This is a genomic window from Streptomyces sp. KR80 (assembly GCF_052245555.1).
In the GTDB taxonomy this organism is placed as follows: Bacteria; Actinomycetota; Actinomycetes; order Streptomycetales; family Streptomycetaceae; genus Streptomyces.
Genome location: NZ_JBQQCD010000007.1, coordinates 259,129 through 274,794 on the forward strand (window position 1 = coordinate 259,129; position 15,666 = coordinate 274,794).

General features: G+C 70.2%; 12 protein-coding genes. 6 read left to right on the forward strand and 6 right to left on the reverse strand.

What is annotated here, in order from left to right; all coding sequences use genetic code 11:
* Positions 1–437 precede the first annotated feature (437 nt).
* The 3 genes from ACTWQI_RS13690 (at position 438) to ACTWQI_RS13700 (ending at position 4,321) form a co-directional block, all read left to right on the forward strand.
* On the forward strand, positions 438–1,214 hold the full coding sequence (locus tag ACTWQI_RS13690) for an RNA polymerase sigma factor (RefSeq protein ID WP_443270340.1): 777 nt from the start codon (positions 438–440) through the stop codon (positions 1,212–1,214).
* Complete coding sequence (locus tag ACTWQI_RS13695; protein WP_443270257.1) at positions 1,214–2,284, forward strand: hypothetical protein; 1,071 nt, start codon at positions 1,214–1,216, stop codon at positions 2,282–2,284. The genes ACTWQI_RS13690 and ACTWQI_RS13695 overlap by 1 nt, the downstream gene beginning before the upstream one ends.
* A gap of 429 nt (positions 2,285–2,713) precedes the next feature.
* Positions 2,714–4,321, forward strand: coding sequence for an acyl-CoA mutase large subunit family protein (locus ACTWQI_RS13700; protein ID WP_443270260.1), 1,608 nt, complete (start codon positions 2,714–2,716; stop codon positions 4,319–4,321).
* 80 nt (positions 4,322–4,401) lie between these two features.
* Here ACTWQI_RS13700 and ACTWQI_RS13705 read toward each other — a convergent pair whose 3' ends face one another.
* A complete protein-coding gene (locus ACTWQI_RS13705; protein WP_443270262.1) occupies positions 4,402–6,486 on the reverse strand; it encodes a M4 family metallopeptidase in 2,085 nt (694 codons plus the stop codon).
* Between the two features lie 266 nt (positions 6,487–6,752).
* Here ACTWQI_RS13705 and ACTWQI_RS13710 point away from each other — a divergent pair, with 266 nt between their 5' ends.
* Positions 6,753–7,772: a hypothetical protein gene (locus tag ACTWQI_RS13710; protein ID WP_443270263.1), complete on the forward strand. Its 1,020-nt coding sequence runs from the start codon at positions 6,753–6,755 to the stop codon at positions 7,770–7,772.
* 105 nt (positions 7,773–7,877) lie between these two features.
* Entirely contained in the window at positions 7,878–8,549 is a 672-nt protein-coding gene (gene leuE / locus ACTWQI_RS13715; RefSeq protein WP_443270265.1) for a leucine efflux protein LeuE, read from the forward strand.
* A 75-nt stretch (positions 8,550–8,624) separates the two neighbouring features.
* Here leuE and ACTWQI_RS13720 read toward each other — a convergent pair whose 3' ends face one another.
* The 5 genes from ACTWQI_RS13720 to ACTWQI_RS13740 all read right to left on the reverse strand — a co-directional run bounded on the left by ACTWQI_RS13720 (position 8,625) and on the right by ACTWQI_RS13740 (position 14,041).
* Positions 8,625–9,359 carry a hypothetical protein gene (locus ACTWQI_RS13720; RefSeq protein WP_443270267.1) on the reverse strand — a complete coding sequence of 245 codons (735 nt, stop codon included), beginning with the start codon at positions 9,357–9,359 and terminating at the stop codon, positions 8,625–8,627.
* Positions 9,360–9,445: 86 nt separating this feature from the next.
* Positions 9,446–10,372 carry a proline iminopeptidase-family hydrolase gene (locus tag ACTWQI_RS13725; protein ID WP_443270269.1) on the reverse strand — a complete coding sequence of 309 codons (927 nt, stop codon included), beginning with the start codon at positions 10,370–10,372 and terminating at the stop codon, positions 9,446–9,448.
* 128 nt (positions 10,373–10,500) lie between these two features.
* The gene (locus ACTWQI_RS13730) at positions 10,501–11,646 is read right to left on the reverse strand and encodes an acyltransferase family protein (protein ID WP_443270270.1); all 1,146 of its coding nucleotides are present in this window, start codon (positions 11,644–11,646) and stop codon (positions 10,501–10,503) included.
* A complete protein-coding gene (locus tag ACTWQI_RS13735) occupies positions 11,646–13,064 on the reverse strand; it encodes a polysialyltransferase family glycosyltransferase (protein ID WP_443270272.1) in 1,419 nt (472 codons plus the stop codon). The genes ACTWQI_RS13730 and ACTWQI_RS13735 overlap by 1 nt, the downstream gene beginning before the upstream one ends.
* The gene (locus ACTWQI_RS13740; RefSeq protein WP_443270274.1) at positions 13,064–14,041 is read right to left on the reverse strand and encodes a glycosyltransferase family 2 protein; all 978 of its coding nucleotides are present in this window, start codon (positions 14,039–14,041) and stop codon (positions 13,064–13,066) included. The genes ACTWQI_RS13735 and ACTWQI_RS13740 overlap by 1 nt, the downstream gene beginning before the upstream one ends.
* Positions 14,042–14,228: 187 nt before the next feature.
* Between ACTWQI_RS13740 and ACTWQI_RS13745 the strand changes: the two genes are divergently transcribed.
* The gene (locus tag ACTWQI_RS13745) at positions 14,229–15,557 is read left to right on the forward strand and encodes a DUF6716 putative glycosyltransferase (protein WP_443270276.1); all 1,329 of its coding nucleotides are present in this window, start codon (positions 14,229–14,231) and stop codon (positions 15,555–15,557) included.
* Positions 15,558–15,666 lie beyond the last annotated feature (109 nt).

Genomic DNA, 15,666 nt, shown 5'->3' on the forward strand with positions numbered 1-15,666 from the left:
CACCGTCGGGAGACCCTCGACTGTCGGGATGCCGCATCGACCGGCCGGCGGGCACGTCGTGCCGGAGCACCGCGGAACGCTCCGGCCGCCGGGCCTATGAGCAGCATGCTTATGGCGGCGGTCGGCGTGCTCGCCCACCCATTGGTCCGCCAGATCGGCGCGATGCGGGAGCAGCGGGCGGCGTTCGCCGATCACGTCGGCGCTGCGTCCGGTGGCGAATCTTGCGGTGATGCACCGTATCGTGGTGCGTCGACCTGGGGAACGCAGTGGCGCCCCGTTCGGCAGCCCCCCGTACGATGGGGCGGTCGGCGGGATGCCTGGTGCACCCGGTCCACAGAGCCTCTGCGGACCTGGGAGGCATCGCTGACACGGCCGGAGGAGACGCACAGCGTTGGCCCCACGTCAGGAGGCCACGGAGAGTGAAGCAGGATGAGGGCGTGCTGGGGGACGACGCGGAACTGACGGCCGCAGTGCACGCGGCACAGGACGGCGACGAGTACGCCTTCCGGACTGTCTATCGGGCCGTGCACCCGCGGCTGCTCGGTTATGTCCGGACACTGGTGGGCGAACCGGACTCGGAGGATGTCGCCTCGGAGGCATGGCTCCAAATAGCCCGCGACCTCGAGCGGTTCAGCGGTGACGCCGACCGGTTCCGGGGATGGGCGGCGCGGATAGCCCGCAATCGGGCGCTGGACCACATCCGGATGCGCGGCCGTCGCCCCGCGACCGGCGGCGACGAGACCGAGCTGACGGACAAGCCGAGCGACTGCGACACCGCGGGGGAGGCCCTGGAGGCGATCGGCACGGGCCGTACGATGCGGCTCATCGCCACGCTGCCGCAGGACCAGGCCGAGGCGGTGGTGCTGCGGGTCGTGGTCGGGCTGGACGCGAAGAGCGCGGCGGAGGTGCTCGGCAAGCGGTCCGGCGCGGTACGGACGGCCGCACACCGCGGGCTGCGACGGCTGGCCGATCTCTTGGGGGCGGAAGCCGGGGACGAGCCGTACGCCGGAGCGGCACAGCAGGAATCCAGGCCGGAGGCGGTCTCGGGCGGGGCGGCGGCCGCGGAGCAGGACGCCGCTGAGGAGTCCGGATCCGGAGGTGGTCAGGACGTGGGGGGACTTGAGGGCGTACCGCCGCAGAGAGCCCCGCGCCAGGGCACCGTGACGTCAGCCGGTGTGACGGATTCCGGCCCCCGGACGCAGAAGGACATGTGATGGCCGACGACCGGTACACCTGGTTGGACGAGGAAGCTGCGGAGCGGTTGCTCCGCGGCGAGCCGGCCATTCCCTCCGTCAGAGACGACGAGCGCGCGCGTGCCCAGGCCGAGCGGCTCTCCGCGGTACTGGCCGGGATGGCCCGTGAGCCGGTGCCCGGCGGGACGCTCCACCATGGCCTGCCCAATGGCGAACTTCCCGGTGAAGCCGCCGCCGCCGCTGCTTTTCGCAAAGCGAGAGAGGCCCGCGACGACACGTCGCGGGCCGGATCTACGCGCGACGACGCCCCTGTGGATCCCGCCTCGCAGGTCGTACGGATAGGCAGGCCAGGGTGGCCGTCCCGGTTCCGTGGGCTCGGGCGGCCGCTACGGGCCGGATTCGCCGTGGCGGTGGCGGGGTGCGCCCTCGGTGGGGTCGCGGTCGCCGCGGGCGTTGGCGTGCTGCCCACGCCGTTCGGCGGATCATCCGGTGAACCGGCACCCGGTGCGAGCGTGTCCGCCGTCTCGACGCAGGAGCCGCAGTCCGGCGATCCGTCGACCGTCGGCGGCAGCGGAGAACCCTCGCGGAGCCCCAGTGCGAGCACATCCGGGACCGACGGGCCCGGCGGTGCGCCCTCGGACGGTGCCGGGCACGAGCACCCGGGCGACGGTGCCGGGAACGGCACGGCGGTCGACCCGGGCCGTGACGGCATGCTGAGTGCCGAGAAGCTGAAGGAAACCATCGCGCTGTGCCGCAAGCACGAGGCCGGCACGCTCGACAAGCGGATGGAACGCAAGCTGGAGCGGGACGCGGGCGGCAGGCATGCCGTCGACCGCTACTGCGACCGGGCTCTCGACCGCGCTGCCGAGAACAAGGATTCCGGCTCCGGGGAGTCCGGGGATTCCAGGGACTCCCCGGGCAACAGCGAAAAAGGCGACAAAGGCAACAAGGACGAGGACGACGACGACGGCAGCGAAGGCGGCACGTCGGACTTTCTCATGCAGTCGTCCCCCACCGCGCCCCCGTCGGAGGAAGCGCCGCAGCCGAGCCCTTCACCTTCGGCGTCCGAAAGCTCACCCGCGGCCCCCTGACGTCCCGGCCCGCTGACCCCGCCGGGCCCCACTGCAGGCCTGGCCGGAAGCCCGCCGTATGCCCTGTGACCTGGGCAATCACCTGACGGGCAACGGATCGGTCAGCAGTTCAACCAACAGGTGTGACACTTTCTGGCCCCGCGACGCAGTTAGGAATGAGCCGACTGGTCATCGGCGGCGTGGCGAGCCGGGGTTCCCCCCGTACCTGCGGCTCCACGCGTATGGCGCGGGCGGGGCACGTTCCCCCGGTCCCGCCCGCGCCCTCTCTCCCTTCCGCTCTCTCCCGAGCACCGCCCCTGTGTGCCCTGTGCGTCGGATACGGATCTCTCCCCTCCTTCATCTGTTCTCTTGTTCTCTGGGCTGCCCGAGGACGGACCTGGGGTACATGGAGAGAGACCGGTTCAAAACGCCCCACGGGAGGCACAGCACATGACGCGCGAGTCGGGCGGCCCCGGCGGTCACCGCATGTCCGAGAGCGGCCTGCCCATCGAGCCGGTGTACGGTCCGGAGGCGCTGCGCGACTGGGACCCGGCCGAGAAACTGGGCGCGCCCGGCGCCTACCCCTTCACCCGTGGTGTGCATCCGACGATGTACACCGGCCGGCCGTGGACGATGCGGCAGTACGCGGGCTTCGGCACGGCCGCCGAGTCCAATGCCCGTTACCGCGACCTCATCGCCCACGGGACCATGGGCCTGTCGGTGGCCTTCGACCTGCCGACCCAGATGGGACACGACTCGGACGCGCCCATCGCCCACGGCGAGGTCGGCAAGGTCGGTGTGGCCATCGACTCGATCGACGACATGCGGGTCCTGTTCGACGGCATTCCGCTGGACCGGGTCTCGACGTCGATGACCATCAACGCGCCCGCCGCCGTACTGCTGCTCCTGTACCAGCTCGTCGCCGCCGAACAGGGCGTTCCGGCGGGCCGGTTGACCGGCACCATCCAGAACGACGTGCTCAAGGAGTACATCGCGCGGGGCACGTACATCTTTCCCCCCAAGCCGTCGTTGCGGCTGGTCGCCGACGTGTTCCGGTACTGCGGGGCGGAGATCCCGAAGTGGAACACGATCTCGATCTCCGGCTACCACATGGCCGAGGCGGGTGCCTCGCCCGCACAGGAGATCGCCTTCACCCTCGCCGACGGCATCGAGTACGTCCGTACGGCGGTGGCGGCCGGCATGGACGTCGACGACTTCGCGCCCCGACTGTCCTTCTTCTTCGTCTCGCGCACGACGCTCCTCGAGGAGGTCGCCAAGTTTCGGGCGGCCAGGCGGATCTGGGCGCGGGTGATGCGGGAGGAGTTCGGCGCCCGGAACCCGAAGTCGATGACCCTGCGCTTCCACACCCAGACGGCGGGCGTGCAGCTCACCGCGCAGCAACCGGAGGTGAATCTGGTGCGGGTCGCCGTCCAGGGGCTCGCCGCGGTGCTCGGCGGCACGCAGTCGCTGCACACCAACGCCTTCGACGAGGCCATCGCGCTGCCCACGGACAAGTCGGCCCGGCTGGCGCTGCGCACCCAGCAGGTACTGGCGTACGAGACCGATGTCACCGCCACCGTGGACCCGTTCGCGGGCTCCTACGCCGTGGAGAGCATGACCGACGGCGTCGAGGCGGCGGCTGTCGCGCTCATGGACCGGGTGGCGGAACTCGGCGGTGCGGTGGGCGCCATCGAGCGCGGCTTCCAGAAGAGCGAGATCGAGCGCAATGCGTACCGGATCGCGCAGGAGACGGACGCCGGGGACCGGACCGTCGTCGGCGTCAACCGCTTCCAGCTGAAGGAGGAAGAGCCGTACGAGCCGCTGCGCGTCGACCCGGCGATCGAGGCGCGACAGCGGGAGCGGTTGTCCGCGCTGCGAGCCGGGCGGGACCGGGCGGCGGTCGAGGCGGCACTCGCGGCGTTGAAGAAGGCGGCGGCGGGGACGGACAACGTGCTCTACCCGATGAAGGACGCCCTGGGGGCCCGGGCCACCGTCGGGGAGGTGTGCAACGCGCTGCGTGAGGTCTGGGGCGCCTACGTCCCCTCCGACGCGTTCTAGGACGACAGGGCACGGCCCGGGCGGGTGATGGGGGGCACCGCCCGGGCCGTGGCTGGTCATGGCTCATGGCCTGACGGTGATCAGCCGGTCGCCACCGCGGTGTCGTCGATCAGGAAGCTGGTGCTCAGGGACGAGTCCTCGGTGCCGATGAACTTGATCGTCACGGTCTTGCCCTTGAAGGCGGACAGGTCCAGCGTCCGCTGGGTGTAGCCGCCGGGCGTGGTGTTGGAGTACGTCGCCAGGGTCGTCGTCGTGGAGCCCGAGACGACCTGGGCCTTGAGCGTGTCGTACACCGTCGAGCCGGTCTCCGAGGTGTCGATGGCCAGCCAGAAGCTGAGCTTCGGCGCCGTCGCGGTGGACGGAACGGTCACCGACTGGGACAACGTGTCCGTGTGGGTGGTGCCGTAGCCGTTCAGCCAGGCGTAGTACGAGCCGGAGTGCGGGGTGCCGTTCGCGCTGTTGGTGATCACACCGCTGGTGGCGCTCCAGCCGGTCGCGCCGGACTCGAAGCCGGCGTTGCTCAGCAGGTTGGAGGTGGGTGGCGTGGTGGTGGTGCCGCAGGTGGTCGTGGTCGGGGCGACGGCGACGGCGCTCCAGGCCTTCTCCACCGCCGCGCACTGGGTGCTGCTCGCTCCGTACAGGTCGATGGCCGCCTTGATGCTCGCGGTGCGGGCGCCAGGGTAGGTGGTGCCGGACGTCATGTACGTGGTGAGCGCGCGGTACCAGATCTTGCCCGCGGCGGCGTTGCCGATGCCGGTGACCGTGGAGCCGTCGCAGGTCGGGCTGTTGCCCCACTGGGATTGCCCCGAGCCGGCGGCGAGCAGGTAGAAGAAGTGGTTGCCCACGCCCGAGGAGTAGTGCGGGTCGAGGTTCTTGGTGTTGGAGGACCAGCACTTGACCGATTTGCCGTCCTTGGACGGGTCGTCCATCCAGCGCAGCGGGGTGCCGTTGCCGCGGATGTCTATCTTCTCGCCGATGAGGTAGTCGGGGGCGTCGACCGAGTTGTTGGCGCTGAACTCGACCAGCGTGCCGAAGATGTCGCTGGTGGCCTCATTGAGACCGCCGGCGTCACCGAAGTAGTTGAGGTTCGCGGTGGCCGAGGTGACGCCGTGACTCATCTCGTGCCCGGCGACATCGAGCTCAGTGAACGGCTTCTGACCTGCGGCGCCATCGCCGTAGATCATGCTGAAGCTGGTGTCGTCCCAGCCGGCGTTGGCGTAGTTCTGTCCGTAGTGAACGAAGGAGCGGGCGCCGACGCCGTCATTCTTGATGCCGTTGCGGCCGTGGATGTTCTTGAAGTAGTCCCAGGTGGCCTGGATGCCGTAGTGGGCGTCCACGGCGACGGTGGCACGGTCGGTCAGGGCGCCGTCGCCCCAGGTGTTGTCCGTGTCGGTGAAGGACTTGCCCCAGCCGGCCGGCGGGCTGTCGTTGGTGGCCGTCAGGTTCTGGGCGTCGCGCGTCTCCCCGTTACCGCGCGCACCGTCCTTGAGTGAGAAGCCGCCGCTGATGGGGGTGGTACCAACGGTGACATCGCCCACCTGATAGCCGTGGCCGGTGCCATCGGCGGTGTGGAAGTCGTTCCAGGTCTGTCCGATCTTGCCGGTCCGTGCGTCGACCAGTGCGTTGAAGTGGCTGGGGGACTGGTCGGGGGCTATGCCGTCGACGACGACCTGCCAGGCCAGCCTGGGCTTGCCCGACAGCGTGTCGATGACGAGCTTCGAGGAGGTCTCGTGCTTCGTGCCCTTGAACCTCTTCTCAGCGGCGGCTTCCGCCCGCTGGGCGCCGATTCTCGCTGTGGTCGGCAGCGACAGCGGTGCCTTGAGGGTCAGGCTCGTCTCCCGGAAGTTGCCGTCGGGCGCCGAGTGCAGGATGACATCGCCGCCCAGCACCGGGAGTCCCCGGTAGGAGCGGTCGAAGTGGACGTGGCGAGTGCCGTCCTTGTCGAGCTGGACGGACTCGGGCGAGAAGGTGTCGTGCGCGCTGGCTCGGACCGCACGGGGGTGAGCGGCCACCGACTCCTTGGCGTCGCGCAGGGCTTCGCTCTTGGTCGCCTTCGGCGGTGTGGGCCGAGGGCCGTCCGCGGCGGTGGCGGGGCTGCCCGCACCGGATATGAGGAGACCGCTGACAGCTAGCGACAGTGATCCCACGAGAACGGATCGTTTCATGGGGCGGGAGCCTGGCCGCCGACATAGGACCCGGTCAACGACGTGCGAATTCTGTTAAATAAGCAACCTTGTGAAGACGTCGGGACGCGGTCTGACCGTGGGAGACGGCGGCCGGGCTGGAGGCCATGGGCAAAACTGTTCACAGAGTGACCGACGCCAGGGGCCCTTCCGGGAAGTCTGTGGATAGCATGTGGCCCCCACTTCAACTCCTGCGACAGCGGTCACAGGCGGCGCCGCCCGACCGAGGCGCGCAACGTGAGGCGACCATGGTCCCCAGCAGCGAGGTAGACAGACCCAGCCCCCCGCGCCCAACGTCCGGGAAACGGACACGGGTTCGGGGGAAAGCGGATTCCGCGCACGCGGAGCCGCTGCCGCGCGATATCCAGGAAGCGCTGCGCAACGGGCCCTTCGAGGCGGCGCTCGACGGCGCCATCCGGGCCAGCGGCCTGAGCCTCGACCGTATCCAGCACCGGCTGGCCGCGCGCGGCATCGAGGTCAGCGTCACCACCCTCAGCTACTGGCGCCGCGGCCGCAGCCGGCCCGAGCGCCCGCAGTCCCGCCAGGCGATCCGGCTCCTCGAGGACCTGCTGGAGCTGCCGACCGACTCGCTCGTCTCCCTGCTCGGACCCCAGCGACCGCGTGGCCGCTGGATCCACCGCGCCCCAGTCAGCCTGGACACCGAGCGGCTCTGGCAGGAGTACGAGAGCCTGCCCGGCCTCCTCGACGACATGGGGTCGGCGGACGACGGGCTGCTCCGGCTGGCGGCGCACGACCGCTGTGAACTGGACCACAACGGCGCCGAGTCGCGGCTCCGTACGACCCTGGTCCTCAGGGCGGAGCGCGAGCGGGTGGACCGCTGCCTGATCATCACGCGGGGCGACGACCCCGACCGCGGACTGCCCGAACTCAGCGAGGTGCGCAACGCCCGGCCGGGCCGGATCCGTTACGACGCCTCGGTCCCGCTCGTCGTGACAGAGCTCTTCCTCGACCGGGTGCTCTCCGAGGGGGAGACCTCGGTGATCGACTACGCCTTCACCTACCCGACGACAGGCCCCGCCACCAACGAGTGCAACCGCGGATTCCGCGCCCCCGCCCGGCTGTACACCCTGGAGGTGGCCTTCCACCCCTCGGCGGTGCCCGTCCGCTGCCACCGCTGCTCGGGTCCGTCCTCAGCCGGATCCCTGCCGGACGCCGCCCCCGTGTGGATCAGCTCCTCCGGGCGCGCGCACCTCGTGGTCCAGGACCCCACGCCGGGTTTCCACGGGCTGCGCTGGGAGTGGGTCTGAGCTGCTGGGCGTACTCCCCCAGCTAGCGCTGGGTGGTACCCCCAAGGGGGTCTGAAATGTGGACGCCTGAGCGATTGGCCGGAGGTGTGTGCCAAACTCCGCTGCATGCTTGGAGTCACCGACCTTCCGACGTATCTGGCCGGACTCGCACTGATCATCCTGCTGCCGGGACCGAACTCGCTGTACGTGATCTCGGTCGCCGCGCGTCGCGGCGTGCGGACGGGCTATCTGGCCGCGTGCGGGGTGTTCTGCGGTGACGCCGTGCTGATGGTGCTGTCGGCCGCCGGTGTCGCCTCGCTGCTCCAGACCAACGCCCTGCTGTACGGCATCGTGAAGTACGCCGGGGCGGGCTATCTGACGTGGATGGCCATCGGGATGCTGCGCGCGGCCTGGAGCATGTGGCGTACGCGCCATGAGCGCTCGGGCGCGGACGCGGATGCGGCCGCAGGGGAGCCGGCGCCCGGGGATGCCGCCGAGCGGCCCTACCGGCGCGCCTTGATGATCAGCCTGCTCAACCCGAAGGCGATCCTCTTCTTCATCTCCTTCTTCGTGCAGTTCGTGGACCCCGGGTACGCGCACCCCGCTCTGTCGTTCCTCGTGCTCGGTGCGTTGGCCACGGCGTTCAGCTTCCTGTACCTCACCGCGCTGATCTTCGGTGGCAGCACGCTGGCCGCCCAGTTCCGGCGCCGCAGGCGGCTCACGGCCGGGGCGACCTCGGCCGCGGGCGCGCTGTTCCTCGGCTTCGCCGCGAAGCTGTCGCTGAGCAGCCCTGGATAGTCCGTGCCGACGTTCGTCGCCGGTGGTGGCGTCCGATGACCGGCTCGCGGTGGAGACTGCCCGTCGGTGGCGTGGTCAGCGGGCCGGGGGCTCGAGCATCGGATTCCACTCGGTGACGCCCGTCACGTCGTGCTCCCGCAGGGCCTGCAGATAGGTGCCGATCCTGGCTGCCTTCACGCTGCCGTGGTGGCAGGCGAGCGTCTGCGGGTGCACCGCCTCGATCTTGTCCAGCGCGCTGTCCAGATGAGCGCGTGAGGGGAAGATCCCGACCGTCTTGTACATCTCGATCATCACGTCGCTTTGGTCGGCGTCCGTGACCGGGTGCCCGCCCTCCGGGCCGATGAAGACGTCCGAGCAGAAGACCGTGCCGGTCGTCGGGTCGTACGGGAGCATCGATTCCCAGGTGTGGACATACGGCGTGATCATGAAGCGAAGCCGGTGTGTCCCCAGGTCCAGTTCGCTGGAGGCGTCGACGGCCATCGGATCCCGCACCGCGAAGTCCCCGAGATTGACGGCCACGCCGACCGGGCTGGCCACGGGCACGGCGTGCGGTGCCTGTTCGAGGAAGAGGTTGAGCGCGCCACACTCGTCGCCCTCGAAGTGAGGTACGACGAGATAACGCAACGTGGCCGGATCGATCACCTGGGCGAGGGCCTCGCGGGTCTCGTCGAAGGCCCGGCGGAAGCCCGTCTCGACCAGGGTCGGCGCCTCGTCGCGGATCAAAAAGAAGCTGGTGGTGAAGTCCTCGTCCGGAACGGTCACCACGTTGATGCGGAAGATGTCCGGCGCGACTTCGTCGACCGCGGCCATGACCGCCTCCTCGGAAGGAGAGGGTGTTCTGTTCCGTGTTTCCACGCTACGTCCGCCGCCGGGAGCGGTCGACCGCGGTCGGGGCGTCAGGGCGGGCCCGCGTCCACGCGGTCGAGGAAGGATACGAGCACCTGCCGGTAGGCATCCCGCTCCTCGATCATGGCGACGTGGGCGCTGTGCTCGAAGAGCACCCACTCGGCTCCTCGGATCCCGTCGACCAGCTGCTGGACGAGCGCGGGCGTCATCTCGTCGTAGCGCCCCGAGGTGACCAGCACGGGTAGGTCGATCTCCCCGAGCCGACTGGTGACGGCCCAGTCCTTGAGATTGCCGGTGACATTCCACTCCTGCCCCTGCATGACCGCGTACACCTCGTCGTTCATGCTCGCGAACGACCGCAGGACGTGCGCCGGGAAGGGGACCTTCCGGCAGATCCACTGCGTGTAGTACGCCATGGCCGCCTCGACGTACGCCTTGTCGTCCGTCGTGCCCTCCGCCTCGTGCCGGTCGATGACGTCCTGGACGTCGGCCGGAAGCGAGTTCTTCAGCCGTCTGGTCTCGGCCGCGAAGGCGGGGAGACTGGCGCAGGTGCTGGCCAGCACGAGACTGGCGATTCCGGGCGGCCGGCCCAGGGTGTACTCGAGGGCGAGCCAGCCTCCCCAGGAGTGGCCGAACAGGTGGACCCGGTCCAGGCCGAGGGCGTCCCGTACGGTCGCGATCTCGTCGACGAACGTGCCCATGCGCCAGAGCAGACGGTCGTCCGGGCGATCGGACCTGCCGCAGCCGAGCTGGTCGTAGAAGACGACCGCGCGTCCGGTGTCGGCCAGCGCGGCGAGGTCCTCCAGGTAGTCATGGGGCATCCCCGGGCCGCCGTGGAGGACGAGCAGAGGTGCCTGCTTCGCCGTCTCCCCGGGGGTGGGGAGCGGGCCGACCACGCGGTACCAGGTGCGGTAGCCGCGGAAGGGTACGGTTCCTTCGGTCGCAGTGGCCATGGCGCGTGCTTTCTGCCTGCTCACCACCTCTGTTCCCATCGTCACTCGTGGTCGGCACCGGCGGCCACTCGGCAAGCCACTACCGTACGGCGCGCCGTGCGCCGAGCCCCCGCGCGGAGGACCGGGCGGGGCTCACGGTGCGGGCATGTGGTTCACATGGCGCGGCGCGGAGACGTCAGCGCCCGCTTGATGCGCGGCGTCAGCGGTGTCTCCACATAGCGGTAGAGCAGCCACGCCACCACCAGCATCGCGAAGACCGCACCGGCGAGGGTCGCCCAGGAGGGAAGCCCGAACGACCGGTGGAGGACCCACACCGCCACCCACCCGAGGTGCTCGTGCACCAGGTAGAACGGATACGTCAGCGCGCCCGCGACCGTCAGCCAGCGCCAGTTCGCCCACTGCAGATGCCCCAGGGCGATCGCGCCCACTGCCACGAAGCCGACGGTCACCACCACGACGATCCCCAGCGACGGGCGGAAGGAGAAGAAGTCCGGGTTCGGCGGGTGCCAGAGCCGGTCCACCGCGTAGTGCTGGCCGAGCAGCCAGCCTGCCGCGACGATTCCCCAGGCCGTCGTGTCGCGTCGGTCGCGGTGCACCAGATAGAGACCGATGCCGCCGATGAAGTACGGCGCGTACTCGGGCATCAGCACGATGTCCAGCAGCGGTTGGTCAGCGGACTCCGCGACCGCCGCCGTCAGGGTCCACACTGCGCAGAAGAGCACGATCCGCTGCCTGCTCGCCCCAGGCAGGACGACGAAGAGGGCGAAGAGGGCGTAGAACCGCAGCTCGGCCCAGAGGGTCCAGCACACCCCGAGGACGCGGTCGACGCCCAAGGGCTGCTGGAGCATGGTGAGGTTGACCAGCATGTCGCTCGGCGAGACCGCCTCGTACACCACGCCGGGAAGCGCGAAGACGGCGGTCACCAGGATGATCGCCACCCAGTACGCGGGGAAGAGGCGCGAGACGCGGGAGGCGAAGAACGATCGCAGCGGCCGGCCCCAGCCGCTCATGCAGATCACGAAACCGCTGATGACGAAGAAGATCTGGACGCCCAGGCAGCCGTACGCGAACAGCTGTGAGGCGGTGGGGAATTGCCGCGCGGGCGAGGTTCCCCAGGCTTGGCCGATCTCCCCGTCCCGGCCACCGAAGTGGTAGAAGGCGACCATCAGAGCCGCTATCAGGCGGAGTCCGTCGAGGGCTCGGAGGCGGGGTGGGGGCGCACTTCGCTGGCTGTGCACCCCCGGTCGTGCAGGGTGCGCTTCCGGAGAGAACGTCGGAAGCGCGGTGGCCGAGGCCATCATCCGAAGGCAGTCCGCTTCTTGGCCAGACGGCGCTGCACGGCGCGGGCTTTACGAGCGACTCGTCTCACCGTCGGGTTGCGCGGCAGGAAGGCGAGTTGGGACGGGATGGCACCGGGCAGCGCGAGCGAGGTGAGGCGACGCCGCTTGAAGTAGCGCCAGGTGTGCGCGTTCAGCTTCGTGGTGAGGAAACGCTCCGCCTCGGGCCGCAGGCTGGGGTAGATCTGGGCCTGCATGGCGTAGCCCACCGCCCTGATCAGTCCGGTGAGTTCGTCGGTGACCTGCTCGGGCGTGGCGAGGGTCCAGCCCGTGACCGCCGCCCTGTCGGTGAGTTCGGGCAGCAGCGCGTCGACGATCGTGACCGGGACCCGGTTGCTGTTCTGGTACGGCGAGAGCCGCTCCAGCAGCAGGTCCGTGCCCGTACGGGCGACCGGAAGGTCGTAGAGCGCGGTCGCCGTCAGCAGCGCGGTGGAGAAGCAGCCGACGACGAGTGCGGGCCGCATCTTCTGGTAGAGCACCTCGGCGAGCACCGGAGAGTCGAGAACGGTGAGTTCGACACCCAGCTCCCCGGCCTCCTTCTCCAGCATCCGCGACCAGCGGGCCGGAGCGGTCGGGTGCGGCTTGAAGACGATCCGGCGGTGCCCGAGTTCGGCGGCCCCGCGCACCATCGTGACGTGCAGCCGCTCCTCTTCCTCCGCCGTCAGGATGTCGAGGGCGGAGAGGTACTGACCCAGCAGCAGGGCGGGTGCCTCGACGTCGGGGAGGGCGGCCGCGCCGGCGTCCTCCGCCAGCTCGGCGAGGACCTTGGTGAAGGCCGACGTCGGGACGATCTGCGGGGTGACGCCGAACTCGGTGAGCAGCAGCGGCTGGAGCCCGGGGACGAGGTCCAGGTGGAGCAGACGGCGGATCCGGGTGCCGATCAGCGGGTCGAGCTTGTTGCGCGTGGGGCCGTAGCTCATCAGGCCGTCGGCGTATACGTCCACGGGCGCGCCCGGGAACAGCTGAGTGAGCGCCAGCGACGGGTTGACCTGGATGGACTCCACCACCAGCTCGATCTCGTCGTCGCCGAGGTCCCAGAGCAGCCGCAGATGCCGCTCCCACAGCGGTACGTCGTCCTGGCGCGGCGACCAGCCGCCGGGGTGGAACGGGCTGATCGTCTCGTTCCACGAGAGCACCCGGTCGAAGCGGCTGCGCAGCCGCTCGAAGCCGGGCATCGTGTCCAGGGACGGGGTGGTCTCCGGTGTCGCGGCGTTATTGCTGACCAGCAGGATGCGCCGGTGCGGGCCCCCGTTCCCGAGGCCGGAGGAGTGCTCGAAGCAGCCCGAGTCGAGGGCGGCGGCGAGCGTGGCGGCGCCGTAGAGTGTGGAGGCGAAGAAGATCTGCGTCGTCTCGCGCCCCTGCGTGTTGCGCGTGGCCATCAGGCGGCCACCTCCGCGGCGACGGGGCGGCGACGCAGCCGCCGCAGCCGGGAGGCGCGCTCGTAATCCATGGAGTCCAGTGCGTCCTGGAGGACGTCCTGCGGCATGCGCTTCAGCGCGGCCGCGCTCATCGACCGCAACTTGCGTGCCACGGGGGGTTCGAACCTCTCGATGTTGCCGAGATGATGGGCAATGATCGCGCAGTAGGTGCGGACGGCCTTCGGGAGCAGCTGATCTGCCTCCTGGTCCTGCGCCGTCTCCTCGACCACCTGGTCGAAGGCGCGAATGAAGTCGAGCTGGCGCACATCGCCGATCTGGGTCAGCGAGGACGCGACACCGCGCCGGTAGAAGACCCCGAGCAGGCCGACGACCGCGAAGGACTGCGCCTCGCGGTGCAGCCGCCAGATCCACGGCCGGTCCTCCGCCGTGCGCAGGCCGTGCCGGAAGTGCAGGATCCCGTCGTCGACCAGCCGCCGGTGGTAAATCCCCGCCCAGGCATAGGCGTAGTCGACGGAGGTGCTGCGGTCGGCGGGCAGGATGACGTCGCGCGGGTGCAGCACGACGCCGCGGCGGCCTTGCGGGACGCGGTGGATGCTCCGGGCGCGGGCGGTGCACTGGACGTGGTCCGTGCGGAGGAAGTCGCAGCCCAGATCCTCGATGGCGGCCAGGAGTTCGGGGTAGTAGCCCGGTCTTAGCCAGTCGTCGCCGTCGAGGAAGGTCAGGTACTCGCCGCGCGCGGCATCGATGCCCGTGTTGCGCGCGGTGGCGAGACCGCCGTTCTGCTCGTGCCGTACGACGACGGCTCCCGGCAGGTCGCGCGAGGCGCGCTCGAGGATCTCCGGCGTCTCGTCGGTCGAACAGTCGTCGACGAGAATGAATTCGAAGTCCTGGCTGGCGTTCGCACGCAGGCTTTTCAAGGTGTCGGGCGCGTATGTCTGCACGTTGTAAAACGGCACGATGACGGAGAGCTTTACCACCCGGGTGACGGTAGGGCCGCGCCCGGCATTCGTCTTGACCTGTGGTGAACCTACGGGTGAACGAAGTGTGGCGGAATGGTTAACCTGCCGCTCCCACGTGCCGATTCCCCATTCGTCGACTTTCTGTTAACCCTTTGTTGCGGCTCCGTTCGGCTGTGAATCGGAATGCCTTCCTAGCGTCTTCGACGTGCCAGCAAGTACCAGTAGACCTCTACGGGTTGCCGTGCTCGCCGATTCCGATACGCGATGGAAGTGGGGCGCGCTCACCGCGGACCGCATCGCATCGGACACCCGGCTCGACGGCTTCCTCCTGCGCGGACGCGCGACACCGACCCCCCGGCAGCTCGCCGAAGTAGGGGTGCGCGCGAACGCGCTGCGCGAGGTCACGGGCGTCGAGTTCCTCCGGACCCTGGGCCGCGAGTCGTACGACGTCGTCGTGCTGGCCTGCGTCGGCGGCGCGGTCCAGGCCATGCTGCACGGATTCGCCCGCACCTGGGAAGGCCGGCCGAAGCGCCCCGCAGTCGTCACCGGCTATGTCGGGGTCGTCTACGAGAAGCTGGCGGACGGCCTGCTGCTGCGGCACGGCGCGGACCTCGTGCTGGCCAACTCACGGCACGACGCGGAACGTTTCCGCGCCGTGTACGAGGGCGTGGGGGCCGACGCGGGAAGCGTCGTCGAGACCGCGCTCCCCTTCCTCGGGGGCGCGCCGTACGACGAGGGGTCGCGCAGCGACCGTCCGTACGCCGTCGTCTTCGCCGCCCAGCCCTCCGTGCCGGACAACCGCGCCGACCGTACGTACCTGCTGCGCCGCGCCGCCGAGCACGCCCGCAAGCACGCCGACAGCGAGGTCCTGATCAAGCTGCGCAGCAAGCCCGGCGAGCACACCACGCACGTCGAGGAGCTGCCCTACCAGAAGCTCGCGGCGAAGATCCCGGGCGGCCTGCCGGACAACTGCAAACTCGTCTACGGGCACATGGGCGAGGTGCTGGACCGCACCGACCTGCTGGTCACCGTCAGCTCCACCGCCGCGCTGGAGTCGCTGCACCGCCGGATCCCGACCGCGATCCTCACCGACCTGGGTGTCCGCGAGACCCTCGGCAACCACCACTTCCTGGGCTCCGGCTGCCTGGCCTCCTGGGACGAGCTGGACGCCGGCCGGGTGCCCGAGCCGGACCCGGAGTGGCTGAGCCGTCAGGGCGTGGCGGCCGACGGACCGTACGAGGCGGCCTTCGACGCCGCCCGGTCCCGGGTCGCCGAGCTGGTGGCGGCGGACGCGCTGCCGCCGATCGAGCCGTACTACACGCCCGTCACCGCGCCCGGCTACCTGCCGGGCATCCTCGCCCGGCACCACCTCGACCCCAAGGGCGAGCCGCTTCCCGGTGCCGCCGTCGGCGCGGGCGAGGCCACCGGAGTGCGGCGGGTCGTCCGCAGCGCCGTACGGGACGTGGCGCGCGGCGCGTACCGCCACGGCGTGCAGCGGGTGGCTCCCGTCATCCGCCGGATGGGGGAGCTGTGACCGCGCGCCCGGCCCCGGGCGAGCCCCGTGCGACCGCCGGCGTGCGGACCGCCGCTGGGCCGCACTCCCACGCGAACACCACGCCCGAGGCGGCCCGGGGGCAGCACGC

Bases quoted from the DNA above. Each gene is read 5' to 3' on its own strand.
- ACTWQI_RS13710 (WP_443270263.1), top strand. From the start codon at position 6,753: ATGGTCCCCAGCAGCGAGGTAGACAGACCCAGCCCCCCGCGCCCAACG.
- ACTWQI_RS13695 (WP_443270257.1), top strand. From the start codon at position 1,214: ATGGCCGACGACCGGTACACCTGGTTGGACGAGGAAGCTGCGGAGCGG.
- ACTWQI_RS13720 (WP_443270267.1), bottom strand. From the start codon at position 9,359: ATGGCCGCGGTCGACGAAGTCGCGCCGGACATCTTCCGCATCAACGTG.
- leuE (WP_443270265.1), top strand. From the start codon at position 7,878: ATGCTTGGAGTCACCGACCTTCCGACGTATCTGGCCGGACTCGCACTG.
- ACTWQI_RS13730 (WP_443270270.1), bottom strand. From the start codon at position 11,646: ATGGCCTCGGCCACCGCGCTTCCGACGTTCTCTCCGGAAGCGCACCCT.
- ACTWQI_RS13705 (WP_443270262.1), bottom strand. From the start codon at position 6,486: ATGAAACGATCCGTTCTCGTGGGATCACTGTCGCTAGCTGTCAGCGGT.
- ACTWQI_RS13735 (WP_443270272.1), bottom strand. From the start codon at position 13,064: ATGGCCACGCGCAACACGCAGGGGCGCGAGACGACGCAGATCTTCTTC.
- ACTWQI_RS13700 (WP_443270260.1), top strand. From the start codon at position 2,714: ATGACGCGCGAGTCGGGCGGCCCCGGCGGTCACCGCATGTCCGAGAGC.